The organism is Burkholderia sp. Bp9031 (assembly GCF_003857965.1).
Classification (GTDB): domain Bacteria; phylum Pseudomonadota; class Gammaproteobacteria; order Burkholderiales; family Burkholderiaceae; genus Burkholderia; species Burkholderia ambifaria_A.
The window spans coordinates 1-24,553 of record NZ_QTPW01000016.1 but is presented as its reverse complement, the minus strand read 5'-3'; the positions used below and the strand labels follow the sequence as shown (position 1 = coordinate 24,553).

At 66.3% G+C, this 24,553-nt stretch carries 24 protein-coding genes and 1 pseudogene; 12 read left to right on the top strand and 13 right to left on the bottom strand.

All coding sequences use genetic code 11. The features are described 5' to 3' along the window. Positions 1-84: 84 nt before the first annotated feature. The 11 genes from DIE15_RS20855 to kdsD all read right to left on the bottom strand — a co-directional run bounded on the left by DIE15_RS20855 (position 85) and on the right by kdsD (position 9,330). Positions 85-720: an LON peptidase substrate-binding domain-containing protein gene (locus tag DIE15_RS20855; RefSeq protein WP_057926526.1), complete on the bottom strand. Its 636-nt coding sequence runs from the start codon at positions 718-720 to the stop codon at positions 85-87. Positions 721-746: 26 nt separating this feature from the next. Beyond that, complete coding sequence (gene rapZ / locus DIE15_RS20850) at positions 747-1,655, bottom strand: RNase adapter RapZ (protein WP_057926527.1); 909 nt, start codon at positions 1,653-1,655, stop codon at positions 747-749. 75 nt (positions 1,656-1,730) lie between these two features. Beyond that, the gene (hprK, locus tag DIE15_RS20845) at positions 1,731-2,699 is read right to left on the bottom strand and encodes an HPr(Ser) kinase/phosphatase (protein WP_006483133.1); all 969 of its coding nucleotides are present in this window, start codon (positions 2,697-2,699) and stop codon (positions 1,731-1,733) included. 129 nt (positions 2,700-2,828) lie between these two features. Further along, entirely contained in the window at positions 2,829-3,368 is a 540-nt protein-coding gene (locus DIE15_RS20840) for a PTS sugar transporter subunit IIA (RefSeq protein ID WP_082664695.1), read from the bottom strand. A 169-nt stretch (positions 3,369-3,537) separates the two neighbouring features. Continuing rightward, positions 3,538-3,897, bottom strand: a complete 360-nt coding sequence (gene hpf, locus DIE15_RS20835; protein ID WP_006477786.1) for a ribosome hibernation-promoting factor, HPF/YfiA family — start codon at positions 3,895-3,897, stop codon at positions 3,538-3,540. Positions 3,898-4,056: 159 nt separating this feature from the next. Continuing rightward, positions 4,057-5,562, bottom strand: a complete 1,506-nt coding sequence (locus DIE15_RS20830; RefSeq protein WP_124834244.1) for an RNA polymerase factor sigma-54 — start codon at positions 5,560-5,562, stop codon at positions 4,057-4,059. A 171-nt stretch (positions 5,563-5,733) separates the two neighbouring features. Further along, complete coding sequence (gene lptB, locus DIE15_RS20825) at positions 5,734-6,510, bottom strand: LPS export ABC transporter ATP-binding protein (protein WP_039321689.1); 777 nt, start codon at positions 6,508-6,510, stop codon at positions 5,734-5,736. Next, positions 6,507-7,172, bottom strand: coding sequence for a lipopolysaccharide transport periplasmic protein LptA (lptA, locus tag DIE15_RS20820; RefSeq protein WP_057926529.1), 666 nt, complete (start codon positions 7,170-7,172; stop codon positions 6,507-6,509). Before lptA ends, lptB begins: the two co-directional genes overlap by 4 nt. A gap of 20 nt (positions 7,173-7,192) precedes the next feature. Next, positions 7,193-7,807 carry an LPS export ABC transporter periplasmic protein LptC gene (gene lptC / locus DIE15_RS20815; protein WP_057926530.1) on the bottom strand — a complete coding sequence of 205 codons (615 nt, stop codon included), beginning with the start codon at positions 7,805-7,807 and terminating at the stop codon, positions 7,193-7,195. A gap of 3 nt (positions 7,808-7,810) precedes the next feature. Continuing rightward, a complete protein-coding gene (locus DIE15_RS20810; RefSeq protein WP_124834243.1) occupies positions 7,811-8,347 on the bottom strand; it encodes an HAD family hydrolase in 537 nt (178 codons plus the stop codon). Continuing rightward, on the bottom strand, positions 8,347-9,330 hold the full coding sequence (kdsD, locus tag DIE15_RS20805; protein ID WP_057926532.1) for an arabinose 5-phosphate isomerase KdsD: 984 nt from the start codon (positions 9,328-9,330) through the stop codon (positions 8,347-8,349). The genes DIE15_RS20810 and kdsD overlap by 1 nt, the downstream gene beginning before the upstream one ends. Positions 9,331-9,455: 125 nt before the next feature. Between kdsD and DIE15_RS20800 the strand changes: the two genes are divergently transcribed. The 5 genes from DIE15_RS20800 to purU all read left to right on the top strand — a co-directional run bounded on the left by DIE15_RS20800 (position 9,456) and on the right by purU (position 14,554). Next, a complete protein-coding gene (locus DIE15_RS20800; RefSeq protein WP_057926673.1) occupies positions 9,456-11,462 on the top strand; it encodes a monovalent cation:proton antiporter family protein in 2,007 nt (668 codons plus the stop codon). 78 nt (positions 11,463-11,540) lie between these two features. Then, entirely contained in the window at positions 11,541-12,107 is a 567-nt protein-coding gene (locus DIE15_RS20795) for an adenine phosphoribosyltransferase (RefSeq protein WP_124834242.1), read from the top strand. A 34-nt stretch (positions 12,108-12,141) separates the two neighbouring features. Further along, positions 12,142-12,756, top strand: coding sequence for a LysE family translocator (locus DIE15_RS20790; RefSeq protein ID WP_057926533.1), 615 nt, complete (start codon positions 12,142-12,144; stop codon positions 12,754-12,756). A 5-nt stretch (positions 12,757-12,761) separates the two neighbouring features. Continuing rightward, positions 12,762-13,619 carry a DUF4743 domain-containing protein gene (locus DIE15_RS20785; RefSeq protein WP_124834241.1) on the top strand — a complete coding sequence of 286 codons (858 nt, stop codon included), beginning with the start codon at positions 12,762-12,764 and terminating at the stop codon, positions 13,617-13,619. A gap of 50 nt (positions 13,620-13,669) precedes the next feature. Further along, complete coding sequence (gene purU, locus DIE15_RS20780) at positions 13,670-14,554, top strand: formyltetrahydrofolate deformylase (RefSeq protein WP_057926535.1); 885 nt, start codon at positions 13,670-13,672, stop codon at positions 14,552-14,554. A 128-nt stretch (positions 14,555-14,682) separates the two neighbouring features. Here purU and DIE15_RS20775 read toward each other — a convergent pair whose 3' ends face one another. Beyond that, on the bottom strand, positions 14,683-15,765 hold the full coding sequence (locus DIE15_RS20775) for an AI-2E family transporter (RefSeq protein ID WP_057926536.1): 1,083 nt from the start codon (positions 15,763-15,765) through the stop codon (positions 14,683-14,685). A 255-nt stretch (positions 15,766-16,020) separates the two neighbouring features. Then, on the bottom strand, positions 16,021-18,906 hold the full coding sequence (gene uvrA / locus DIE15_RS20770) for an excinuclease ABC subunit UvrA (RefSeq protein ID WP_057926537.1): 2,886 nt from the start codon (positions 18,904-18,906) through the stop codon (positions 16,021-16,023). A gap of 275 nt (positions 18,907-19,181) precedes the next feature. On the opposite strand from uvrA, the gene DIE15_RS20760 reads away from it, so the two are divergent. The 7 genes and pseudogenes from DIE15_RS20760 to DIE15_RS20730 all read left to right on the top strand — a co-directional run. Continuing rightward, positions 19,182-20,369 (top strand): MFS transporter, encoded by a 1,188-nt coding sequence (locus tag DIE15_RS20760; RefSeq protein ID WP_057926538.1) that lies wholly within the window; start codon positions 19,182-19,184, stop codon positions 20,367-20,369. A gap of 102 nt (positions 20,370-20,471) precedes the next feature. Further along, entirely contained in the window at positions 20,472-21,023 is a 552-nt protein-coding gene (locus DIE15_RS20755) for a single-stranded DNA-binding protein (protein ID WP_124834240.1), read from the top strand. Between the two features lie 120 nt (positions 21,024-21,143). Further along, on the top strand, positions 21,144-21,692 hold the full coding sequence (gene mug, locus DIE15_RS20750; RefSeq protein WP_057926540.1) for a G/U mismatch-specific DNA glycosylase: 549 nt from the start codon (positions 21,144-21,146) through the stop codon (positions 21,690-21,692). After that, positions 21,679-22,302 carry a DNA-3-methyladenine glycosylase gene (locus DIE15_RS20745; RefSeq protein ID WP_057926541.1) on the top strand — a complete coding sequence of 208 codons (624 nt, stop codon included), beginning with the start codon at positions 21,679-21,681 and terminating at the stop codon, positions 22,300-22,302. Before mug ends, DIE15_RS20745 begins: the two co-directional genes overlap by 14 nt. A gap of 102 nt (positions 22,303-22,404) precedes the next feature. Next, entirely contained in the window at positions 22,405-23,169 is a 765-nt protein-coding gene (locus DIE15_RS20740) for a ParA family protein (RefSeq protein WP_057926542.1), read from the top strand. Between the two features lie 451 nt (positions 23,170-23,620). Next, positions 23,621-24,202 carry a TIGR01841 family phasin gene (gene phaP, locus DIE15_RS20735; protein ID WP_057926543.1) on the top strand — a complete coding sequence of 194 codons (582 nt, stop codon included), beginning with the start codon at positions 23,621-23,623 and terminating at the stop codon, positions 24,200-24,202. 127 nt (positions 24,203-24,329) lie between these two features. Then, positions 24,330-24,553 (top strand): annotated as a pseudogene (locus DIE15_RS20730) (hypothetical protein); the annotation flags it as partial.

Genomic DNA, 24,553 nt, shown 5'->3' with positions numbered 1-24,553 from the left:
GAAGCGCCGGGCCGCCGCGAGTGTTTCGTCCGTCAGGATGATGCGCGCGGCGATGCCGGTGCGACGCGACAGGTCGGTCGGCGCCTACAGCCATCCGTGCCGGTCGAGCACATGGTGCACGGCATCGATCCGCGCACCGACATCCGGAAACTCCATCAGCTTCTGTCGCGCGCGCAGGTCGAGCGGCAGCAGTTCCGCGAGGCGGTTCGACACCCAGCTCGGGTCGTCGAGGCGGAACGGTTCGCCGAACGGCAGCTTGCCGGGTTCGGATTTCTTCAGCGCTTCGATGATTCGCTCGAGCACCTCGGCGCACGAGCCGAATTGCGCGAGCGCCTGCTCGCCTTCGAGCGGGATGTCGTCGGGCAGCGGCTCCGCGATGCCGACCAGCAGCCCGTTGCCTTCGACGCGATGCGACAGCAGCTCAAAACGCTGCGTGCCGATTGCCTGCAGGTACAGCATCCCGAATTCGCCGGTGTCGCACTCGGTGATGCGCGCCATGCAGCCGATGGTCTCGGGCACGGACACGGCCCCGTCCTGCGCGACTTCGGGGCCGCTCTTCAACAGGCATACGCCGAATGGCGCGTCGTCGCGCAGGCAGGCGCGGCACATGTCGAGATAGCGTGCCTCGAACACCTTGAGCGGCAGCCAGCCACCGGGGAACAGCACCGTGTGCAACGGAAACAGCGGCAGGTCGATCAGGGTGGTCGATAGGGTGGACATGGTGCGCCGGCGAGAGGGCGGTGTCGCTAAGGTCGGGCGACCTCGGTGACGAGCCGCGACGACGCGTCGACATCCACGGGCGCGTCACGATGCCGCACGATCACGTTCGCATCGTGCGCGAGGCGCGCGGCGAGCGTTTCCGCGATGAACACCGAGCGATGCTGACCGCCCGTGCAGCCGATGGCGACGGTCAGGTAGCTGCGGTTGTCTTCGCGAAAGTGCGGCAGCCATTTCATCAGGAACGCATGGATGTCGTCGATCATCTGGTGGACGATCGGCAGTGCGTCGAGAAAGGCGATGACCGGCTGGTCCAGCCCAGTGAGCGGGCGCAGCTCATGGTCGTAGTACGGATTCGGCAGTGCGCGCACGTCGAACATCAGGTCGGCATCGAGCGGCACGCCGCGCTTGAAGCCGAATGACTCGAACATCACCATCAGGTCGTTGCTCTTCTGCTCGATGAATCGCTTGACCCACGTGCGCAGCACGTTCGCGCGCAGCGTACTGGTATCGATCTGGTGACCGAATTCGGCGAGCGGCGCGACCAGGTCGCGCTCGCGCTCGATCGCTTCCTCGAGCGACGACAGCAGCCCGACGTTCGCGTCGTGCGACGGCGAGCCGGACAGCGGGTGGCGCCGGCGTGTTTCGGAGAAGCGCTGGATCAGCGCCTGCGTGCTCGCATTGAGGAACAGCACGCGGACATCGTGCTCGAGCGACAGCGCGCGGATCAGGCCGGGCAATTCGTCCAGCGACGCGCTCGAACGCGCATCGATCGCGACCGCGAGCCGGTGCTGACCGCCATCAGCAAGGTAGCGGGCGAGTTCGGGGAGCACGTGCGGCGGCAGGTTGTCGACGCAGTAATAGCCTGCGTCTTCTAGCGCGTTCAGCGCGACAGACTTGCCTGAGCCGGAGATGCCGGTGATGAGGACGATGCGCATGGGAAGCAGAGAATCCTGACGTTTCATCATAGCACCGGCTCGACGCGTCGGCGCTGCGAGGCCGGCGCGGAGAAGTTACACGAGCTTGCCGGGGAACTGACTGTCGGGATCTTGCATCGCGAGTCGTTGCCGATCCATGAAATCGCGCAACGTATCGATGCCGCGCAACTGCAGGATCGTGTTCCGCACGGCCGCCTCGACCAGCACCGCGAGGTTGCGGCCGGCCGCCACCTGGATCGTGACCTTGCTGATCGGCAGGCCGAGCACGTCGACCGTCTGGCTTTCCAGCGGCAGCCGCTGGAATTCGCCGTCCGGGCGGCGCACGAGCTGGACGATCAGCTTCAGCTTCATTTTCCGGCGCACGGCGGTTTCACCGAAGATCGTCTTGATGTCGAGCAGGCCGAGGCCGCGCACTTCGAGCAGGTTCTGCAGCAGCGGCGGGCAGCGGCCTTCGACGAAATCGGGGCCAAGTCGGACGAAGTCGACGGCGTCGTCGGCGACGAGGCCGTGGCCGCGGCTGATGAGTTCGAGGCCGAGCTCGCTCTTGCCGAGCCCGGAGTCGCCGGTGAGCAGCACGCCCATCCCGAGGATGTCGAGGAACACGCCGTGCAGCGTCGCGCGCGGCGCGAGGATGCGTGACATGTAGAGCCGCAGGCTGTCGATCACCGCGGCGGCCGACATCGGCGTCGTGAACAGCGGCGTGGACGAGCGCGTGCAGCGCAGCACGAGTTCGGGTGGCGCGGCGGCGCCGCCGGCGACGACGAGGAACGGCGGTTCGAGCGCGATCAGCTCGGCCATGTGGCGCGAACGGTCTTCGTCGGTCTGCCGCTGGTAGTAGTCGATTTCGGCTTCGCCGAGCACCTGGATCCGGTTCGGGTGGATCAGGTTCAGGTGGCCGACGAGGTCGGCGCTCGACGTCGCGTTGCCGACGGTGTCGGCCGAAAAACCGCGCTCCCAGCCTTCATGCCCCGTCAGCCAGCTCAGTTTCAGCGTGGCCGCGTTGTCGTCGAAGATGCTCTGGGCGTTGATGCTGGACGTATCCATGACTCTCGTCACTCCAATGAGCCGGTGCATGCGCTTGGCGACGGGCGTCGCCATGCCGGACCGGCGCCGGGCGGCCCTGGACGGCGGCGCGTGCCGCCTCGTTCGGGAAAATATTCCGTCCGGATCAACTCAAGGTTGCCACTGAGTGAGCAGGCGATGCAACTCGGCGAGATCTGTTTCGTTGTGCAGACGCTCGCGCGCGTCGCGATCGGACAGCAGTTGCGCGATTTCCGACAGGATCTCGAGGTGCTGCTGGGTGGCTTGCTCGGGGACGAGCAGGAAAATCAGGAGACCGACCGGCTGGCCGTCGGGGGCTTCGAACGGGATCGCGTCGGCGAGCCGCACGAACGCGGCGAGCGGGTGCTTGAGCCCCTTGATGCGCCCGTGCGGAATCGCGACGCCTTCGCCGAGCCCGGTCGAGCCGAGGCGCTCGCGCGCGAACAGGTTGTCCGTGACGGTGCTGCGGGCGATGCCGTTCTGATTCTCGAAGATCAGCCCGGCTTGTTCGAAGACGCGTTTCTTGCTGGTAACGGAGAGGTCGATGACGACGTTCTCGATGGGCAGGATTTTGGCTAGGCGATTCATGTTGGCAGGCGATTGGGCGGCCTGGGGTCTCCTTGCGGCGGCAGACTGATTTTCCATGTTCGGCGATATCAAGGCGTTCGGCATCGGCAACCTGCAAGGCAGCTACCGCACCCAACGCCCCCCGGCGATAACCGGAACATTATAGAGCACAGCCGCGTGCGTGGCGCAGCATGGACGGACCGGTCGCACCACTGCCGCTCGGACACAAAAAAAACGCCCGGCGAACCGGGCGGCGTGTATGTTGCGGTGAACGTTATTGCGGCGGCAGTTCGATCTGGTCGATCGACGGCTGCAGCTTGATCGGGTCATGCGCATGGGTCTGCAGACGCTCCATGTGCTTGACGACCTGGCGATCCAGCTTGTCGATCAGCAGATCGATCGCAGCGTACAGGTTACCGTTTGCGCTTTCGACGAAGATGTCCTTGCCCTTCAGGTGCAGGTTGATTTCCGCGCGCTGCTGCTTGTCCTTTTCCTTGTGATTGTCGACCGAGAGGATCACAGTGCCATCGATCACCTGATCGCTATGCCGTAGCACCCGGTCCAGCTTGGTGATCACGTATTCGCGAATTGCAGGCGTGACTTCGAGATGATGTCCACTGATCTTCAGGTTCATAGTGCTTCTCCAAGCGAGTGACCACGCGGCCGCATCGAGGCGGCGCTCCGGTCGACTTGCCCCTGCCGCACATGGCGGCAAATTCGCGGACAGGTCGCCCGGCCTGTTCCCCGTATGCGCGGTGGCCGGAACACGCCTGCCGCCGGGCAGGCAGCAGGCTTAAAGAGACTTGCGCAGATTCACTGCCGGGATTTTGAGGGCTTCGCGATACTTGGCAACCGTGCGGCGCGCAACCACGAATCCCTGTTCTGCCAGCAGCTCGGCAATGCGGCTGTCCGAAAGTGGCGATTTTGGGTCTTCAGCTCCTATCAGTTGCTTGATCAGGGCTCGGATGGCGGTCGACGATGCGGCGCCTCCGGTGTCGGTCGAAACGTGTGATCCGAAGAAGTACTTAAATTCAAGCGTCCCGAACGGGGTCAGCATGTACTTGCCTGTTGTCACACGGCTGACAGTCGACTCGTGTAGGCCCAGCGTATCAGCTATTTCCCGCAAAACCAAGGGGCGCATGGCAATTTCACCGTGCGCAAAGAAATTCTTCTGACGTTCGACAATAGCCTGCGCGACACGCAGGATCGTGTCGAATCGCTGCTGGATGTTCTTGATCAGCCAGCGCGCTTCCTGGAGCTGTTGTTTCAGCGATCCGGCCGACGGATCGCCGCGGCTGTTGCGCAGAATGTTCGCGTACAGATTGTTGATCCGCAGGCGCGGCATCACTTCCGGATTGAGTTCCGCGAGCCAGCCCTGGCCGGCCTTCTTCACGATGATGTCGGGCACGACGTAGTCGGCCTCGGCCTTGCCGTAGGCGGCGCCGGGGAACGGCTCCAGCGAGCGGATCAGCGCGTGCGCGTCGCGCAGTGCGTCGTCCGTCGCCTTCATCTGCTTGCGCAGCCGCGTGAAGTCGCGCGCGGCGAGCAGCTCGAGGTGCTGCGACACGATCTCGAGCGCGAGCGTGCGGGTGGGGGACGGATCGAGGCGCAGCAACTGCAGCTTCAGGCATTCGGAGGCCGAACGGGCCCCGACCCCGGCCGGGTCGAAACTGTGCAGCAGCGCGAGCGCCGCATTCAGTTCGTCGCAGTCGATTTCCAGTTCCGGCGGCAGGTCGGCGAGCACTTCGTCGAGCGAGGCGGTCAGGTAGCCGTCGTCGTCGAGCGATTCGATCAGGAACATCACGAGCGCGCGATCGCGCGGGCTGGCCTGCGTGACGCGCAATTGCGCGGACAGGTGGTCGCGCAGCGACGTCGCGGCTTCCTGTACCTGCAGCGGCGGGAGGTCGTCGTCATCCGAGGCACCGCTCGAGCGGCCGAACTCGTCGAGATTCCACTGCGGGCCGTCGCCGGCGTCACCCGACGCGTAGCCGTCGTATTCGTCGGCGCCGGCCGGCTCGTCGCGCTCGGCGCGATCGCTCGACTGGCTGCCGCCGTTGACGGCGCCCGGTTCGGTGTTTTGGCCGGGAGGCGTCTGCGCGATCAGCGATCCGTCCGCCGCGACACGCAGCGGGCTCGCGATCCATTCGTCATCGTTCTCGAGCAGCGGATTCTGCGCGACGGCCATCGCGACTTCCTGCTGCAGTTCGAGCGTCGACAGCTGCAGGAGCCGGATCGACTGCTGCAGTTGCGGTGTCAGCGCCAGGTGCTGCGACAGGCGGAGTTGAAGGCTGGCTTTCATGGCGAGGAGGGAGTCATACCGGCAGTTTGCCACGACCCAGGCGTATTGAGCCATCCGCGATTACGCGCGGCGCGGCGCTTGGCCGCGGACAGGAGCCGCCGTGCGGCGGAGCACGCGGGCGCGACCCCGCGCGGCGATGCCGGGCGGGGTGCAGCCAGCCACAGGGGGACGTTACATGCGGAAGTGTTCGCCGAGGTACACGCGGCGCACGCTTTCGTTTTCGATGATGTCGCTCGGCGCGCCGGCGGCAAGCACCGAGCCGTCGCTGATGATGTATGCGTGGTCGCAGATGCCGAGCGTTTCGCGGACGTTGTGATCGGTTATCAACACGCCGATGTTGCGCTGCTTCAGGAACTTGACGATCTTCTGGATCTCGAGCACTGCGATCGGGTCGACGCCGGCGAACGGTTCATCGAGCAGGATGAAGTTCGGGTTGGTCGCGAGCGCACGCGCGATCTCGACGCGACGGCGTTCGCCGCCCGACAGCGACAGCGCCGGGTTCTCGCGCAGATGGCCGATCTGCAGCTCGTCGAGCAGCGCCTCGGTGCGCGACGCGATCGCGTCCTTCGACAGCCGCTTGCCGTCTTCGCCGTGCTGCAGTTCGAGCACCGCGCGGATGTTTTCCTCGACGGTCAGCTTGCGGAACACTGACGCTTCCTGCGGCAGGTACGACAGGCCGAGCGATGCACGCTTGTGGATCGGCAGCAGGCTGATCGAGCTGCCGTTCAGCGAGATCTCGCCCGCGTCGAGCGGCACGAGGCCGACGATCATGTAGAACGACGTCGTCTTGCCGGCGCCGTTCGGGCCGAGCAGGCCGACGACTTCGCCGCTCTTCACGTCGAGCGACACGTCCTTGACGACCGTGCGCGAGCCATAGCGTTTCTTCAGGTTGCGGACGACGAGCGAGCTCGTCGTGCCGGCCGGCTGGCGGTTCGGTAGCGCGTTCATTGGCCCGGCGCTCCCTGGATCGTGGTCGACGGCGACAGCTTCGCCGGCGCGCCGTTCAACTGCCCGGGGCCGCCGTTCTTCGGCGAGAGCATCGCGCGCACGCGGCCGTTCGGGTTGCCCGGCGCCGCGACGTCCTTGCCGCCCTTCGCGGTGTAGAAGTCGCGCTGGCCGTCGTACGTGATCACGCTGCCGTGCACGGTGTCGGCGACGGTCGACGTGCCCTGCAGGCGGCGCACGGTCGCGGCGGTGGTCAGCGTCGTCAGGTCCTGCTTGCCGTCGTAGTCGATGCGCTCGGCGTCGCCGTCGATGTATTCGTCGAGACCTTCGCGCTTCTGGCGGAACGTCGCGTGCTTCTTGCCGCTGCCGAACGACGTTGCGTACTGGTAGCCTTCCGGATCCTGGCGCACTTCGACGCGATCGCCCTTGATGATGATCGTGCCCTTCGTGATCACGACGTTGCCGGTCGCGACCGTCACCTGCTTCAGGTCGTCATAGGTCAGGTTGTCCGCCTCGACGTTGATCGGCTTGTTCTGGTCGGCCTTCTCGGCATGGGCGAGCGGCGCCAGCCCGACGAGCGGGAGCGCCACGAGCGTCGCGGCGAGCGCGGCGCGGACGGCGCGCGCAGCGCCGCCGGAATTCTGTCGAGGGAACGGTTCGTTCATGCAGTCACGTGAGGGATGCGTCACCTGGATTGACCTTTCGAGCCGCCGGACGTGTCCGCCGCGGCGATCGTGCCGCGCACGTTGCCGTAAAGCTCGATGACCCGGGTGACGTTGTTGTACTTCATGCCGTCGGTCGCGTTGACGAGCGACAGGCCGCGCTGAAGTTTAACCGGCTTTTCGGTCTGGATCACATCGTCATTGACGAAGATCCGGAAATGCTGGGAATCGGCCTGCATCTGCGGATCGCCGCCGCCGGCCACGCGCAGGATGCGCGCGTCGTCGTACAAATCGACGATCGACACGTCGCCGTTGACGGTGCCGCGCTTCGCGGTGGTCGTGACGACCGGTTTGCCGGGCTGGAATGCGCGCATGGCCGGATCGGTCAGGTCGCTGTTTTCCGTGTCTTCGTAGTGGACCAGTTTCGCGGCCGTCAGCCGGTACTGGGTCGTGCCCGACTGGTCGAGCTCGGTGACCGAGAAGTTGTCCGCGAAATAGTCGGGCGTATGGCGTTTCGGCTGCACGGTGCCTTCGCCGGGCGGCGGCAGCGTCGCCTGCAGCAGCCACCACGTGATGCCCGCGAGCGCGGCGACCGCGATGAGCGGCAGCAGCTGGGTCCAGCGGAAATGCGTGTTCATCCGTCAGGCTCCGCAGGCAGCCGCGAGCAGCGCATCGTAGCGGCGCTGCGCGCGCAGGATCGCGTCGCAGACTTCGCGCACGGCGCCCTGGCCGCCGCGGGCCTCGGCCACCCAGTGCGCGCGGGCGATCACTTCGGGGTGCGCGTTGGCCGGCGCAGTCGCGAAGCCGCAGCGCAGCATCACCGGCAGGTCGGGCCAGTCGTCACCCATGTAGCCGCAGGCGTCGGCGCCGATGCCGAGTGACGCGATCAGGTCGGCGAACACCGTGAGCTTGTTCTCGACGCCCTGGAACAGGTGCGCGATCTTCATTTCCTTCGCGCGCGCCGCGACGATCTCCGAGCGGCGGCCGGTGATGATCGCGGTCGCGATGCCGGCTTCGCCGAGCAGCTTCACGCCATGGCCGTCGAGCGAATTGAACGACTTCATCGCGTCGCCGGCCGCGGTAAACAGCAGGCCGCCGTCGGTCAGTACGCCGTCGACGTCGAAAATCATCAGCTTCACGCGGCTTGCGCGTTCGGCCGCAGTCAGCGCTGCACTCATCAGATCACCTTCTTCGAAAACAGGTCGTGCATGTTCAGCGCGCCGATCAGCGCGCCGTCGGCATCGACGACCAGCATCTGGTTGATCCGGTGGCGCTCCATCAGTTCCACGGCCTCGACCGCCAGGTGATCCGGTGCGATCGTGCGTGGGTCGCGCGTCATCACTTCGGTGATCGACAAGGTGCGGAAGTCGCCGTCGCGTGCGAGCACGCGGCGCAGGTCGCCGTCCGTGAAGATGCCGACGACCTTGCCGTCGGCGTCGACCACGGCGGTCATGCCGAGGCGCTTCGCGGTGATCTGAAACAGCGCGTCAGACAGCGTTGCGTCGAGCCCGACGGACGGGACGTCGTCGCCCGAGCGCATCACGTCGCGCACGTAGGTGAGCAGGCGTCGGCCGAGTGCACCGCCCGGGTGCGAGCGCGCGAAATCTTCCGAACCGAAGCCGCGAGCGTCGAGCACGGCGATCGCAAGCGCGTCGCCGAGCGCGAGCGCGGCGGTCGTGCTCGCGGTGGGCGCGAGGTTCAGGGGGCACGCTTCCTTCGACACCGCGGCGTTCAGGTTCACGTCGGCGAGCGTGCCGAGGCTCGATTCGGCACGGCCCGTGATCGCGATCAGCTTTGCGCCGATCCGCTTGACGAGCGGCAGGATCGCGACGAGTTCTTCCGACTCGCCTGAATAGGAGATGCCGATGAAGACGTCGTCCGACGTAACCATGCCGAGGTCGCCGTGGCTGGCCTCGGCCGGGTGGACGAAGAAGGCCGGCGTGCCGGTGCTCGCGAGCGTGGCCGCGATCTTGCGGGCGATGTGCCCCGATTTGCCGATGCCCGATACCACGACGCGGCCGCGGCAGCCGAGCAGCAGCGCGACGGCCTGGACGAAGTCGCCGTCGAGCTGGTCGCGCAGCGCGCGCACGGCGTCCGCCTCGATGTCGAGCACGTCGCGGGCGAGCGCGAGCGCCCGATCATCATTGATTTTCGCTATCATGCGCGGAGTATAGCAAAGGCGTTTGTTCGCCGCGCCGGGCTCTCGGACTCGTCCGAGGACGCCTGTCCATCGCCACCACCCGCGCCCGCATTGCCGTGGCCCCGACGAACGAGGACGCTTCGCCCGTGATTTCCCCGCTCGAAATGACCCTGCTGCTGCTGCTGGCCTCGGTGGTGGGCGTCGTCGTATTTCGCTCGTTGAACCTGCCGCCGATGCTCGGCTACCTGACCGTCGGCATCCTGGTCGGCCCGCACGCGTTCGGCATCGCCGCGGACCTCGAGCGGGCCGAGCATCTTGCGGAATTCGGCGTGGTGTTCCTGATGTTCTCGATCGGCCTCGAGTTCTCGCTCGCGAAGCTGAGGGCGATGCAGCGGCTCGTGTTCGGGCTCGGGCTGCTGCAGGTGGTCGCGACACTCGTGCTCGCGGTCGTGCTCGGCGCGCTGTTCGAGCGCTGGATGCACATCACGTGGCAGGGCAGCGTCGCGCTCGGCGGCGCGCTCGCGATGTCGTCGACGGCGATCGTGTCGAAGATGCTCGCCGAGCGGCTCGAGATCGAGACCGCGCACGGCCGCAACATCTTCGGCGTGCTGCTGTTCCAGGATCTTGCGGTGGTGCCGCTCCTGATCGTGATCGCCGCGTTCGGTGCCGAGTCGTCGAAGGATCTCGCGATCACGCTCGGCTTTGCGGCGGTCAAGATCGTGATCGCGCTCGCGCTGCTGCTGATCGTCGGCCAGCGCTTCATGACGCGCTGGCTCAACGTCGTCGCGCGGCGCCGCTCGCAGGAGCTGTTCGTGCTGAACCTGCTGCTCGTCACGCTCGGCGCCGCGTTCATCACCGACCGCTTCGGCCTGTCGCTCGCGCTCGGCGCGTTCATCGCAGGGATGCTGATCTCCGAGACGCCGTTCCGTCACCAGGTGGAAGAGGACATCAAGCCGTTTCGCGACGTGCTGCTCGGGCTGTTCTTCGTGACGACGGGGATGCTGCTCGATCCGCGCGTGATCTGGGAGCACCCGTTGCTCGTGCTCGGCTTCTTCGTCGGGCAGATCCTGTTCAAGGGGACGATGATCGCCGGGCTCGCGCGCCTGTTCGGCGCAACGCCGGGCGTCGCGATGCGCACCGGCATCGGGCTCGCGCAGGCCGGCGAGTTCGGCTTCGTGCTGCTGAACCTGATCCTCGACCGGCATCTCGTCGATTCGACGCTGCTGCAGGCGATCCTCGCGTCGATGCTGCTGTCGATGCTCGCCGCGCCGTTCCTGATCCAGAACGCCGACCGGATCGTGATGCGGCTGTCGTCGACGGAATGGATGCAGCAGTCGCTGCAGATGACGCGGATCGCGACGCAAAGCCTCAAGCAGCGCGGCCACGTGATCATCTGCGGCTACGGCCGCGCGGGGCAGAACCTGGCGCGCATGCTCGAGCAGGAAGGCATTTCGTACGTCGCGCTCGACCTCGACCCCGATCGCGTGAGCGCGGCCGCGACGGCCGGCGAATCGGTCGTGTTCGGCGATGCGGCGCGGCGCGAGTCGCTGCTCGCGGCCGGTATCCATCGCGCGGCGGCTGTCGCGATCACGTATGCGAACACGCCGTCGGCGCTGCGCGTGCTGCACCACGTGCACGAGCTGGAGCCGACGCTGCCGGCGATCGTGCGCACGGTCGACGACGCCGATCTCGAGAAGTTGCTCGCGGCCGGCGCGACCGAGGTGATCCCGGAAATCGTCGAGGGCAGCCTGATGCTCGCGTCGCACACGCTGGTGCTGGTCGGCGTGCCGATGCGCAAGGTCGTGCGGCGCGTCGAGGAGATGCGCGACGAGCGCTACAGCCTGCTGCGCGGCTATTTCCGCGGCGCGGACGATGCGGACGACGACGATCACGAGCAGGTGCGGCTACAATCGGTGCCGGTCGACGCGCGCGCGGACGCGGTCGGGCGCTCGCTGGAGGAGCTCGGGCTGTATGCGCTCGGGCTGGAAGTCACGGCGATCCGCCGGCACGGGATCCGCGGCGTCGAACCCGATCCGCAGACCAAGCTGCGCGCGAGCGACATCGTCGTGCTGCGCGGGCTGCCCGAAGCGCTCGCGCTTGCGGAGGAGCGGCTGTCGCGCCATCGGCGCGAGCCGCCGGCCGCGGTCGCCTGAGTCGCGATTCGATAACCTGACCCGTATTTATTCGAAACGGTGCCCGATCTTCGCGCACCGTTTTTTTCGGAGAGTTTCATGCCGCATTCGTCGTCGGGCGCACCGCTCGATCCGGTCGCCTTCATTCACAGCCAGATCCGCACCGTGCCCGACTGGCCGCAGTCGGGCGTGATGTTCCGCGACATCACGACGCTGCTGCAGAGCCCGAAGGCGCTGCGCATCCTGGTCGACCTGTTCGTCGAACGCTATGTCGATGCGAAGCTCGACTACGTCGCGGGGCTCGACGCGCGCGGCTTCATCATCGCGCCGATCGTCGCGTACGAGCTGAGCGTCGGCTTCGTGCCGATCCGCAAGGTCGGCAAGCTGCCGTACAAGACGCGCTCGGAATCGTACGACCTCGAATACGGCAGCGCGACGGTCGAGATCCACGAAGACGCGTGCCGCCCCGGCGACCGCGTGATCATCATGGACGACCTGATCGCAACCGGCGGCACGATGATGGCGGGGCGCAACCTGCTGCAGCGGCTCGGCGCGGTCGTCGTCGAAGGCGCGGCGATCATCGACCTGCCCGATCTCGGCGGCTCGGCGCTGCTGCGCAACGCGGGGCTGCCCGTCTATACCGTCACCGAATTCTCCGGCCACTGAACCACTGAACGCCGGCCCTCGCCGCGAGGTCACGATGCCCAACTTCATGCTGTTTCTCGCCACGTCGATCGCGATCACGTTCGCGCCGGGTCCCGACAACCTGCAGGTGCTCGCGCGCGGCATCTCGCAGGGCCGCGCGGCCGGCTTCGTCGCCGCGCTCGGCTTCACGGCCGGGATCCTGTTCCATACGACGCTCGCGGCGCTCGGCGTCGCGGCCGTGCTGCGTTCGTCGCCGGTCGCGTTCCAGGCGCTGAAGCTCGCGGGCGCCGCGTACCTCGTGTGGATCGGCATCAAGGCGCTGCGCAGCCAGGGTCTTGCGAATGCGCATGCGCGTGAGCCGCAGCCGCTTGGCGCGATCTTCCGGCAGAGCGTGATCGGCAACCTGATGAACCCGAAGGTCACGCTGTTCTTCGTCGTGTTCCTGCCGCAGTTCGTCGATCCGCACGGCGTGCAGGGCGTGACGCTGCAGATGTTCGAACTCGGCGCGCTGTTCATGCTGCAGACGGCCGCGATCTTCTCGCTGTTCGGCATCGGCGCGGGCGCGATCGGCGCATGGCTGAAGCGCCGCCCGAAGGCCGGCGTGTGGCTCGACCGGATTGCCGGTGCGACCTTCATCGCGATCGGCATCCGCGTGGCGCTGAAGGACTGAACCCGATGACGTTTCCGTGCATTGCGGCCGCGCGCCGCTTCGATCCGGCCGCGCACCTGCGTTTCGAGATCGCCGGCGAGCAGGTCGGCTGGGTGCGTCGCCAGGACGTCGCGAAGCTCGCCCGCTGGCCCGACGTGTTCGAGCTGACGGACGAGCGTGTCGTGCTGTCGGCGCGCTACGACACGGTCGACGCGCGCAGCATGGCGCTCGCGAGCGCGATCGGCGCGCTGGCGGCCGAAGGTGCGATTCCCGGCTGGCGCGACGAGATTTATGCGATCCGCAACCGCTTCGACGATCCGCCGCTCGCGTATATCGAGCGCGCCGCGTCGCGCTTCTTCGGCACGCAGACTTATGCGGTGCACCTGAACGGCATCGTAGAATATGCGGCTGCGCCGGGTTCGCCCGCCGTGCCGCAGATGTGGCTCGGCCGCCGCAGCGTGACCAAGGCCACCGACCCCGGCATGCTCGACAACGTCGTCGCAGGCGGCATCGGCTGGGGCTTGGGCGTTCACGAGACGCTCACGAAGGAGTGCTGGGAAGAGGCCGGCATGCCGGACGACCTGGCGGCGCGCGCGATCGCGGGCCGGGCGGTGCAGGTGCTGTGCTCGCTGCCGGAAGGCACTCAGTCCGAACTGATCTTCGTGTACGACCTGCCGCTGCCGCGCGACTTCGCGCCGCACAACCAGGACGGCGAAGTGGCCGAGCACCTGCTGGCCGGCGTGCCCGAGGTGATCGGCTGGCTGCGCGAAGGCCGCGCGACGATGGATGCGAGCCTCGCGATGCTCGACACGCTGCTGCGCCACCGCTGGCTCGCGGCGGCGGAAGCCGCGGGCATCGACGCGCTGTTCGCGCCGGCCGCGTAACGCGCTGAACGGCCTATTTGACGAATACCGAAACGAAGGGAGTAGCGGTCATGTCGACCGATCACAGCTTTATCTTGAAACTGTCGTGCCCCGACCGGCACGGCATCGTTCACGCGGTCTCGGGCTTCCTGTTCGAGCGCAGCAACAACATCCTCGACTCGGCGCAGTTCGGCGACAGCCGCACCAGCGAGTTTTTCATGCGCGTGCACTTCGAGCAGGATGCCGACGGCGCGGATGCCGCGTCGGCGCTCGACACGCTTCGCAAGGAATTCGCGCCGCTCGCCGAGCAGTTCGCGATGCGCTGGGAAATGCACGACGCGGCGGTGAAGCCGCGCGTCGTGATCATGGTGTCGAAGATCGGCCATTGCCTGAACGACCTGCTGTTCCGCTATCGCACCGGCCAGCTGCCGATCGAGATCCCGGCGATCGTGTCGAACCACAAGGAGTTCTACCAGCTCGCCGCGAGCTACAACATCCCGTTCCATCACTTTCCGCTCGTCGGCGGGTCGTCCGATGCGGCGAAGGCCGCGCAGGAAGCGCGCGTGCTGGGCGTGATCGACGAACACCAGGCCGATCTCGTCGTGCTCGCGCGCTACATGCAGATCCTGTCGCCGAACATGTGCGAGCAGCTCGCCGGCCGCGCGATCAACATCCACCATTCGTTCCTGCCGAGCTTCAAGGGCGCGAAGCCGTACTACCAGGCGTTCGACCGCGGCGTGAAGCTGATCGGCGCGACCGCGCACTATGTGACGACCGACCTCGACGAAGGCCCGATCATCGAGCAGGAAGTCGAGCGCGTCGACCACAGCATGACGCCCGACCAGCTCACGGCGATCGGCCGCGACGTCGAGTGCGTGACGCTCGCGCGCGCGGTGAAGTGGCACGTCGAGCACCGGATCGTGCTGAACGGGACGAAGACCGTCGTGTTCCGCTGATCCGCGGGTTGCGTCGGTCGGCCTGTGCCGGCCGTCGATTGCTGCAAACAAGAACGCCGCGCCCTTCACGGGGCGCGGCGTTTTTTTATCGCGTGATGCGTGTGACGGGCAGGGCGGGGGCGCGGCCGTCAGATCAGCCGCAGCATGTACAACTCGCGCTTCAGGTATGCATAGAAGATCGGCGCGGCGATCACGCCCGGCAGCCCGAACGCGGCTTCCATGATCAGCATCGCGAGCAGCAGCTCCCACGCGCGCGACTCGATCTGGCCGCCGATGATCTTCGCGTTCAGGAAGTATTCGAGCTTGTGGATCACGACGAGGAACGCAAGCGATGCGATCGCCGTGCCCATGCTGACCGACAGCGACACCGCGACGATCAGCGTGTTCGAAATCAGGTTGCCGATCACCGGCAGCAGCCCGACGATGAACGTGACGAGCACGAGGGTCTTCGACAGCGGCAGCCGCTGGTGGAAGAGCGGCAGCGCGACGAGCAGGTAGATGCCGGTGAAGGCCGCGTTGATCGCCGAGATCTTGATCTGCGCGAACACGATCCGGCGGAACGACTCGGCGAAGCGCGACACGCGCGTGACGAGCGCGGTCGACAGCGGCCGGCGCACCTTGCCGTGCTCGACGCCGATCGCGATCATCGCGCCGATGATCATCCCGAACAGCACATGGCCGAAGCCGCGCGCGACGCTCTTGCCGCCTTGCTGGAGCTGATCCATGTGCGAGTGCATCAGCAGCGCCGCCTTGGATTTCATCTGTTCGACGTCGACGGGCAGCAGGTTCGCGATCCAGGAAGGCGTGCGCGCGCGGGTCTGCTCGACGATCTGCATCAGCTGGTCGAGCAGGCTCTGCAGGTTCGGCACCGTGTGCTCGAAGTGTTCGATGATGCCGATCGTCAGGCCCGTGAGCCCGCCGACGATCGCAATCGACAGCAGCACGACGGCGACCCAGCGCGCGCGCATGCTCGTCGTGTGGCGTTCGATCACCGGGGCGATCGTGTGGATCAGCTGATAGACCAGCATGCCGGCCAGCAGCCCGCCCAGCAGCTTGAGTTCGATGACGAGCACCATCGCGATGAGGGCGAACAGATAGCTGCCGATCTCGATCGCCGACAGCTTCGGCAGGCTGAAGTCGCTCGTCAGCCGCACGCTGCGCAGGTGCGGCTCGCGGTTCTGCGCGTCGCGCGACTCTTGTTGCTTCTCCATCGTGGATTCCTGTCGTTCGTGTGTCGTGCCGCGCGGTGGGCGGCAGGACGGCGGTCGCCCGGCGTCGCACCGGGTTGGTGCGGATGGCGAACCTTACGACCGTAAAGTATAGCTGCCATTATGGTCCGCCACGGGGCTGTTTGGCTCGTGGTGTAAACGTAGAGGGGAAAACCGCAGAAGGGAAAACGAGGAAACCGGCGCCGCCGCGAGCGGCGGGGGCGCGCGGCCGGCAGCCGCGCGCGGGAACGAAAGCTGTCAGCCGGCCGCCGCCTTGCGGGTCGGACGCTTGAGCAGCGGAGCGAGGTACTTGCCGGTGAAGCTCGCCTTGGTCTTCGCGACCTGCTCCGGCGTGCCCTGCGCGATGATCTGCCCGCCGCCGGCACCGCCCTCGGGGCCGAGGTCGATCACCCAGTCGGCCGTCTTGATCACGTCGAGGTTGTGCTCGATGATCACGACCGTGTTGCCCTGGTCGCGCAGCCGGTGGATCACTTCCAGCAACAGCGCGATGTCGTGGAAGTGCAGGCCGGTGGTCGGCTCGTCGAGGATGTACAGCGTGCGGCCCGTGTCGCGCTTCGACAGCTCCAGCGACAGCTTCACACGCTGCGCCTCGCCGCCCGACAGCGTCGTGGCCGACTGGCCGAGGCGGATGTAGCCGAGGCCGACGTCGAGCAGCGTCTTCAGCTTGCGCGCGATCACCGGCACCGCGCTGAAGAATTCGTACGCGTGCTCGACGGTCATGTCGAGCACTTCGCTGATGTTCTTGCCCTTGTACTGCACTTCGAGCGTTTCGCGGTTGTAGCGCTTGCCGTGGCACACGTCGCACGGCACGTAGACGTCAGGCAGGAAGTGCATCTCGACCTTCAGCACGCCATCGCCCTGGCACGACTCGCAGCGGCCGCCCTTCACGTTGAACGAGAAGCGGCCCGGATCGTAGCCGCGCTCCTTCGCGGCCGGCACGCCCGAGAACAGCTCGCGGATCGGCGTGAACAGGCCCGTGTAGGTAGCCGGGTTCGAGCGCGGCGTGCGGCCGATCGGCGACTGGTCGACGTTGATCACCTTGTCGAAGTGCTCGAGGCCTTCGATCGCTTCGTGCGGCGCCGGTTCGGCCGACGAGCCGTACAGGTGGCGTGCGACTGCGTGATACAGCGTGTCGTTGATCAGCGTCGACTTGCCGGAACCCGACACGCCGGTGATGCAGGTCAAGAGGCCGACCGGCAGCTCGAGATCGACGTGCTTCAGGTTGTTGCCGTGCGCGTCGACGATGCGCAGCATCCGCTCGGGATCGGGCGCGAGCCGCTCGTCCGGATACTCGATCGTTCGCTTGCCGACCAGGTACTGGCCGGTCAGCGACTGCGGATTCGACTGCACCTGCTTCGGCGTGCCTTCGGCCACGATCACGCCACCGTGCTCGCCCGCGCCGGGGCCCATGTCGACGACGTAGTCGGCCGTGCGGATCATGTCCTCGTCGTGCTCGACGACGATCACCGAGTTGCCGAGGTCGCGCAGGTGCTTGAGCGTGCCGATCAGGCGGTCGTTGTCGCGCTGGTGCAGGCCGATCGACGGCTCGTCGAGCACGTACATCACGCCGGTCAGACCCGAGCCGATCTGCGACGCGAGCCGGATCCGCTGCGCCTCGCCGCCGGACAGCGTTTCGGCGCTGCGCTCGAGCGACAGGTAGTCGAGGCCGACGTTGTTCAGGAAGGTCAGGCGCGCGACGATTTCCTTGATCACCTTGTCGGCGATCTCGCGCTTCGCGCCGTCGAGCGTCAGCCCGTCGAAATAGCCGAGCGCGTCGCGCAGCGGCCAGCCGCTGATTTCATAGATGCCGCGTGCGTAGTCGCCGGTGCCGACCCGCACGTGGCGCGCCTCGCGGCGCAGCCGCGTGCCGTCGCACGACGGGCACGGCTGGTTGTTCTGGTATTTCGACAGTTCCTCGCGCACCGCGACCGAATCGGTCTCGCGGTAACGGCGTTCGAGGTTCGGGATGATCCCTTCGAACACGTGCTCGCGGATCGTCGTGCGACCGCGCTCGTTGATGTACGAGAACGGGATCGTCTGCTTGCCCGAACCGAACAGCAGCACCTTGCGGATCTTTTCCGGCAGATCCTCGAACGCGGCGTCGATGTCGAAATCGTAGAACGCCGCGAGGCTCTGCAGCATCTGGAAGTAGAACTGGTTGCGGCGGTCCCAGCCCTTCACGGCGCCCGCGGCGAGCGACAGCGACGGGTGCGCGACGACCCGCTTCGGGTCGAAGAACGTGATCTGGCCGAGGCCGTCGCATTCCGGGCACGCGCCCATCGGGTTGTTGAACGAGAACAGGCGCGGCTCGAGCTCCTGCAGCGAGTACGAGCAGATCGGGCACGCGAACTTCGAGCTGAACAGGTGCTCGTGATCGGACTCCATCTCGAGCGCGATCGCGCGGCCGTCGGCGAGGCGCAGCGCGGTCTCGAACGATTCCGCGAGGCGCTGCTTCATGTCCGGGCGCACCTTCAGGCGGTCGACGACGACGTCGATCGTGTGCTTGTCGTTCTTCTTGAGCTTCGGCAGCGACTCGACCTCGTAGATCTTCGCGACGCCTTCGTTCGCGGTGCCGCCGCCCGAGCGCACGCGAAAGCGCACGAAGCCCTGCGCCTGCATGTCCTCGAACAGCTCGGCGTGCTCGCCCTTGCGGTTCGCGACGACGGGCGCGAGGATCATCAGCTTGGTTTCCTCGGGCAGCGCGAGCGCCGCGTCGACCATCTGCGACACGCTCTGCGCCTCGAGCGGGATGTCGTGGTCGGGGCAGTAGGGCGTGCCGACACGTGCGAACAAAAGTCGCAGGTAGTCGTGGATTTCGGTGACCGTGCCGACGGTCGAACGCGGGTTGTGGGACGTCGCCTTCTGCTCGATCGAGATCGCGGGCGACAGGCCCTCGATCAGGTCGACGTCGGGTTTCTCCATCAACTGCAGGAACTGGCGGGCGTACGCGGACAGGCTTTCGACATAGCGGCGCTGGCCCTCGGCGTAAAGGGTATCGAACGCGAGCGACGACTTGCCCGACCCGGACAACCCGGTAATCACGATCAGCTTGTGGCGCGGCAGGTCGAGATTGACGTTTTTCAGGTTGTGGGTGCGTGCCCCACGGATACGGATCTGTTCCATGAACCTGGCGAAAATGGAGGGAACCAAACCTGCTACTATAACGGCTTTTCGAGGCCGTCGTTGGGGGCCCCAGCCTTTGCAGCAGCTGGCAGCAAGGCGGTGCCCACGCCGGGGAAAGCGGCCGCGCCGCACGGCTCCGGGCTGCCCGCGGGCTGCCTCGGGACGTCCCGGAAAGCGGCCCCGGAAAGCGCCTGCCAGGCGTGCCGGGCCGGTGGCCCTGATCTTCCGCCGCCCGCCGCCGGGCGGACATTCCGATCATTCGAAATTCATTCCCGATGTCCAATCCGTCCGCCACGTCTTCCCGCATGAGTGCGCCCGAATTGCGCGCGACCACGTCGCTCGCGGCGATCTTCGCGCTGCGCATGCTCGGCCTGTTCATGATCATGCCGGTGTTCTCGGTCTACGCGAAAACCATCCCGGGCGGCGACAACGTGCTGCTGGTCGGCATCGCGCTCGGGGCCTACGGCGTCACGCAGTCGCTGCTGTATATCTTCTACGGATGGGCATCGGACAAGTTCGGGCGCAAGCCCGTGATCGCCACCGGCCTGCTGATCTTCGCGCTCGGCAGCTTCGTCGCCGCGTTCGCGCACGACATCACGTGGATCATCGTCGGCCGCGTGATCCAGGGGATGGGTGCCGTGTCGTCCGCGGTGCTCGCGTTCATCGCCGACCTGACCTCCGAGCAGAACCGCACGAAGGCGATGGCGATGGTCGGCGGCTCGATCGGCGTGTCGTTCGCGGTCGCGATCGTCGGCGCGCCGATCGTGTTCCACTGGGTCGGGATGAGCGGGCTGTTCGCGATCGTCGGCGTGTTGTCGATCCTCGCGATCGGCGTCGTCGTGTGGATCGTGCCCGACGCGGCGAAGCCCGTGCACGTGCCTGCGCCGTTCGCCGAGGTGCTGCACAACGGCGAGCTGCTGCGTTTGAACTTCGGCGTGCTCGTGCTGCACGCGACGCAGACGGCGCTGTTCCTCGTCGTGCCGCGCCTGCTGGTCGACGGCGGGCTGCCGGTCGCCGCGCACTGGAAGGTCTACCTGCCGGTGATGGGGCTCGCGTTCGTGATGATGGTCCCGGCGATCATCGTCGCGGAAAAACGGGGCAAGATGAAGCCGGTGCTGCTCGGCGGCATTCTGGCTATCCTGATCGGCCAATTGTTGCTCGGCAGCGCACCGCATACCATCCTCATTGTGGCGGCGATCCTGTTCGTGTACTTCCTGGGTTTCAACATCCTGGAGGCGTCGCAGCCGTCGCTCGTGTCGAAGCTCGCGCCCGGTTCGCGCAAGGGCGCGGCCACGGGCGTCTACAACACCACGCAATCGATCGGGCTCGCGCTCGGCGGCATCGTGGGCGGTTGGCTGCTGAAGCACGGCGGCGCGAACACCGTCTTCTATGCGTGCTCGGGGCTCGTTGCCGCGTGGCTTATAATCGCGGCCAGCATGAAAGCGCCGCCGCGCAAGGCCTGAACCTCTTTTCGGGCAGGCACCGGCGGCGCTCGCCGGCCTGTCCGGCGGGCCGCTCCGACGACATTCGCGGGCGGCCCGGCATCGAATTTACTGGAGAAACACATGGCATCCGTCAACAAGGTCATCCTCGTCGGCAATCTCGGCGCCGATCCTGAAGTCCGTTACCTGCCGAGCGGCGACGCGGTTGCGAACATCCGTCTCGCGACGACCGATCGCTACAAGGACAAGGCAAGCGGCGATTTCAAGGAAATGACCGAGTGGCACCGCGTCGCGTTCTTCGGCCGTCTCGCCGAAATCGTCAGCGAATACCTGAAGAAGGGGTCGTCGGTCTATATCGAAGGCCGCATCCGCACGCGCAAGTGGCAGGGCCAGGACGGCCAGGATCGCTACTCGACCGAAATCGTCGCCGACCAGATGCAGATGCTCGGCGGCCGCGGTGGTGCGGGCGGCGGCGGTGGCGGCGGTGACGAAGGCGGTTATGGCGGCGGCTACGCTGGTGGCGGCGGCGGTCGTGGCGGCGAACAGATGGAGCGCGGCGGTGGCGGCGGTCGTGCCGGCGGCGCACCGCGCGGTGGCGCAAGCGGCGGCCAGAGCCGTCCGAGCGCGCCGGCAGGTGGCGGCTTCGACGAGATGGACGACGATATCCCGTTCTGATCGGCAAGTCGGCATCCAGCATCACGATGGGCCTGAATGTCCGAGTCAAGCCGACCGCTTGGCCCGGGTCTTCGGGCCCTTTTCCGTTTACGTCAATGTTCCTTGTGCGCCAGGTAAAACGTGGCTGACGAACTTCCCGACCTCATCGCTCCGAATCTCGACGTGCTGTTCTGCGGGATCAACCCTGGCCTGACCGCGGCCGCGACCGGGCATCACTTCGCGGGGAGAAACAACCGCTTCTGGCGCGTGATCCATCTCGCGGGCTTCACGCCGGCGGAAATTTCGCCGCAGGACGATCACGCGATACTCCGGTTTGGTTGCGGCCTGACGGCGGTGGTGAAGCGGCCGACCGCGAGTGCCAATCAGCTTTCGCGCGCGGAATTCCTCGCTGCGTCTGCGGCGTTCGACCAAAAGGTGGGGCGTTACGGGCCGCGCTTCGTCGCATTTCTCGGCAAGGCGGCGTACGCGGTGCTTTCCGGGCAGCGAGAAGTCGAGTGGGGGCTGCAACCGGCCCGTATGCAGGGGGCGAGGGTCTGGGTGCTGCCCAATCCCAGCGGGAGAAACCTCGCGTTCGGTCTCGACGATCTGGTCGACGCATACCGTCAGCTTCGTTTGCAGGCGAAGGCCGGGTCCGGTCTTCAACTGGAGGGGCGGGATGCGTCACCATGAAAACGCGCCTCGGTGGCCGGGCACCGTGCTGCCGCGCGCGTTCTTCAACCGCGTGGCCACCGACGTCGCCCCGCAACTGCTGAACAAGGTCCTCGCGGCCGCGGACGGCCGGGCCGGACGGATCGTCGAAGTGGAAGCCTATGCCGGCGCGATCGACCCGGCTGCGCATACCTATCGCGGCAAAACGCAGCGCAATGCGACGATGTTCGGGCCGCCGGGGCACCTGTACGTCTATTTCACCTATGGCATGCACTGGTGCTGCAACTGCGTGTGCGGCCCGGACGGCACGGGAACGGGCGTGCTGATTCGTGCGCTCGAGCCGCTGCTAGGGCTCGAACAAATGCGTGCGGCGCGGCCGCCGCAGACGCTTGATCGCGACCTGTGCCGGGGGCCGGCGCGGCTGACCCAGGCGATGGGGATCGCCGGCGCGCAGGATGGTGTCGACCTGATCGGCGCGCACGAAGGGTTCGCGATCGTCGACGATGGTGTCGCGCCGCCCACCGATCTGGCGGGTGGGCCGCGCATCGGCATTCGCGTCGGCAAGGATTTGCCGTGGCGGTGGAGCGTGCCGGGCAACCGGTATGTATCGGGGCCGGTGATGCGCCGTTGATACACATCGCGCCCAATTGCGCACAATTCGACCTGCGTCACGCGACAGCCATTATTGACCGGCTAAGCTTCTTGTTTCGACGTTTTCGAGTGAGGAGACACAATGCGGCGGGTCGTATTCAACCAGAAGGGCGGCGTGGGCAAGTCGACGATCGTCTGCAACCTGGCGGCAATCAGCGCGAGCGAAGGGCTGCGCACGCTCGTCATCGACCTCGACGCGCAGGCGAATTCCACGCGCTACCTGCTCGGGGAACGCGCGACCGACGCGCATCCGGGCGCCGCCGAATTCTTCGAGACCGCGCTGACGTTCAACTTCCGGCCGGTCGACGTCGAGTCGTTCATCCATCCGACGCCGTTCGACGGGCTCGACGTGATGCCCGCGCATCCGGACCTCGACGCGCTGCACGGCAAGCTCGAGTCGCGCTACAAGATCTACAAGCTGCGCGATGCGCTGAACGAGCTCGATGCCTACGACGCCGTCTACATCGACACGCCGCCCGCGCTGAACTTCTACACGCGCTCGGCGCTGATCGCGGTCGAGCGCTGCCTGATTCCGTTCGACTGCGACGACTTCTCGCGTCGCGCACTGTACACGCTGCTCGAGAACGTGAAGGAAATCCAGCAGGACCACAACGCGGCGCTCGAGGTCGAAGGGATCGTCATCAACCAGTTCCAGCCGCGCGCGAGCCTCCCGCAGCGGCTGGTCGACGAACTCGTCGACGAAGGGCTGCCGGTGCTGGCGTCGCGGCTGTCGGCGTCGGTGAAGATCCGCGAGTCGCATCAGCAGTCGAAGCCGGTGATCCATCTCGAGCCGGCGCACAAGCTCGCGCAGGAGTTTCGCGCGCTGCATCGCGAGCTGGTCGGGTGAGAGTGTTGGCGTCGTATCCGGAAATTTATACGATCATTGAATCGTTCATTAATAAACCCGGTAACGATTTCAAAATAAATCTGGAAAAACGATTACATCGGCGGCCGCTCCGTTTTTCAATGCGTACCTCTTTTCTAATGACGGGAATAATGACGAGGTAAATGTTGCAGGGGGTTGGCGGGTCATGCTGTAAAAAGGTAAAAGCCATGTCTGGACAGGGCGTTACAGCAAGGTCCCCAGTGCGTGTGGCCTCCGTGGAGTAGCGGTCAATTCGTTCAATAAGGGTTTTCACCTAGGATTAATGCCATTTAATTGACAATTAATCCATTTAGAATGGCTATCCTCAACTTCTCGCATTCAATAGGGTCTGCGGGATGTCAATAAGGAAGCAGGCCGTCGAACTGGCTTCCATTTTTTTGTCGTCTCTCGCATTGCTAACAGGAGCGTGCCGATGTCCGTATTTGCCCCCGAAAAACTCACCGCCGATTATCAGTCCGGAATCGCTGCCTGGTTTGCGATTGCCCGTCCGGCGATCAGCGGTTTCGAGGCCGTCGTCGAACTCAACCTGCAAGCGGCCAAGACGGCGCTCGAGGAGTACGAGGACAAGCTGAAGAACGCGTTCAACGTGAGCAACCCGGCCGCGGGTTTCGCGCAGCAGGTCACTGCGCCGCAGGAAGCCGCCGGCAAGGCCGTCGCGTACGGTCGCCATCTGTTCGACATCGCGGTGTCGACGCAGACCGAATGGGCGAAGGTCGCGCAGGCTCAGTACGAGCAGACCGACAAGCGCGTGAAGGACGTGTTCGGCGAGCTGACGAAGCATGCGCCGGCCGGTTCGGCCCCCGTGGTCGCTGCGTTTAACTCGGCGCTGTCCGCGGCGAGCGCCGCGGCCGACTCCGTGCGCGCTGCGGCAGGGCAGGCGATCGAGGCTGCGCAAAGCGGTTTCGAGGCGGTCAGCGAAACGACGGCGCGCGGTGCCAAGCAGACGGCAGCCGCCGCACGCAAGGAAACCGCTTCGCGCGAATCGGCTGCATGACCGCGTGTCGCGCGCAGGCGCGACACGATTGAACGGCGCCGGCGGGCGCCGGCCGCCGCGTGTGCCGCGTGGCGATCGGCGAACGTCCGGCTCGCCGCAGCGTGCCGGGTACGGCCGGAACATGCGGATGTGCGGCGCGCAGGAGCGCGAGCGTGCAGCCGCATCCCGGGCCGCGCGGCGCTCATGCGCCGCCGTCGGCTGCGCCAAGTCGCACCGGCACCGGCACCGGCACGCGATACGGATCGACCCATTGATTTCAATGCAGGAACTGAACATGACGGACGTAGTGATCGTATCGGCCGCGCGGACCGCGGTCGGCAAATTCGGCGGCTCGCTCGCGAAGGTCGCGGC

Coding starts and splice junctions, on each gene's coding strand:
- DIE15_RS20855 (WP_057926526.1), bottom strand. CDS start 720: ATGTCCACCCTATCGACCACCCTGATCGACCTGCCGCTGTTTCCGTTG.
- rapZ (WP_057926527.1), bottom strand. CDS start 1,655: ATGCGCATCGTCCTCATCACCGGCATCTCCGGCTCAGGCAAGTCTGTC.
- hprK (WP_006483133.1), bottom strand. CDS start 2,699: ATGGATACGTCCAGCATCAACGCCCAGAGCATCTTCGACGACAACGCG.
- DIE15_RS20840 (WP_082664695.1), bottom strand. CDS start 3,368: ATGCCGAACGCCTTGATATCGCCGAACATGGAAAATCAGTCTGCCGCC.
- hpf (WP_006477786.1), bottom strand. CDS start 3,897: ATGAACCTGAAGATCAGTGGACATCATCTCGAAGTCACGCCTGCAATT.
- DIE15_RS20830 (WP_124834244.1), bottom strand. CDS start 5,562: ATGAAAGCCAGCCTTCAACTCCGCCTGTCGCAGCACCTGGCGCTGACA.
- lptB (WP_039321689.1), bottom strand. CDS start 6,510: ATGAACGCGCTACCGAACCGCCAGCCGGCCGGCACGACGAGCTCGCTC.
- lptA (WP_057926529.1), bottom strand. CDS start 7,172: ATGAACGAACCGTTCCCTCGACAGAATTCCGGCGGCGCTGCGCGCGCC.
- lptC (WP_057926530.1), bottom strand. CDS start 7,807: ATGAACACGCATTTCCGCTGGACCCAGCTGCTGCCGCTCATCGCGGTC.
- DIE15_RS20810 (WP_124834243.1), bottom strand. CDS start 8,347: ATGAGTGCAGCGCTGACTGCGGCCGAACGCGCAAGCCGCGTGAAGCTG.
- kdsD (WP_057926532.1), bottom strand. CDS start 9,330: ATGATAGCGAAAATCAATGATGATCGGGCGCTCGCGCTCGCCCGCGAC.
- DIE15_RS20795 (WP_124834242.1), top strand. CDS start 11,541: ATGCCGCATTCGTCGTCGGGCGCACCGCTCGATCCGGTCGCCTTCATT.
- DIE15_RS20790 (WP_057926533.1), top strand. CDS start 12,142: ATGCCCAACTTCATGCTGTTTCTCGCCACGTCGATCGCGATCACGTTC.
- DIE15_RS20785 (WP_124834241.1), top strand. CDS start 12,762: ATGACGTTTCCGTGCATTGCGGCCGCGCGCCGCTTCGATCCGGCCGCG.
- purU (WP_057926535.1), top strand. CDS start 13,670: ATGTCGACCGATCACAGCTTTATCTTGAAACTGTCGTGCCCCGACCGG.
- DIE15_RS20775 (WP_057926536.1), bottom strand. CDS start 15,765: ATGGAGAAGCAACAAGAGTCGCGCGACGCGCAGAACCGCGAGCCGCAC.
- uvrA (WP_057926537.1), bottom strand. CDS start 18,906: ATGGAACAGATCCGTATCCGTGGGGCACGCACCCACAACCTGAAAAAC.
- DIE15_RS20760 (WP_057926538.1), top strand. CDS start 19,182: ATGTCCAATCCGTCCGCCACGTCTTCCCGCATGAGTGCGCCCGAATTG.
- DIE15_RS20755 (WP_124834240.1), top strand. CDS start 20,472: ATGGCATCCGTCAACAAGGTCATCCTCGTCGGCAATCTCGGCGCCGAT.
- DIE15_RS20745 (WP_057926541.1), top strand. CDS start 21,679: ATGCGTCACCATGAAAACGCGCCTCGGTGGCCGGGCACCGTGCTGCCG.
- DIE15_RS20740 (WP_057926542.1), top strand. CDS start 22,405: ATGCGGCGGGTCGTATTCAACCAGAAGGGCGGCGTGGGCAAGTCGACG.
- phaP (WP_057926543.1), top strand. CDS start 23,621: ATGTCCGTATTTGCCCCCGAAAAACTCACCGCCGATTATCAGTCCGGA.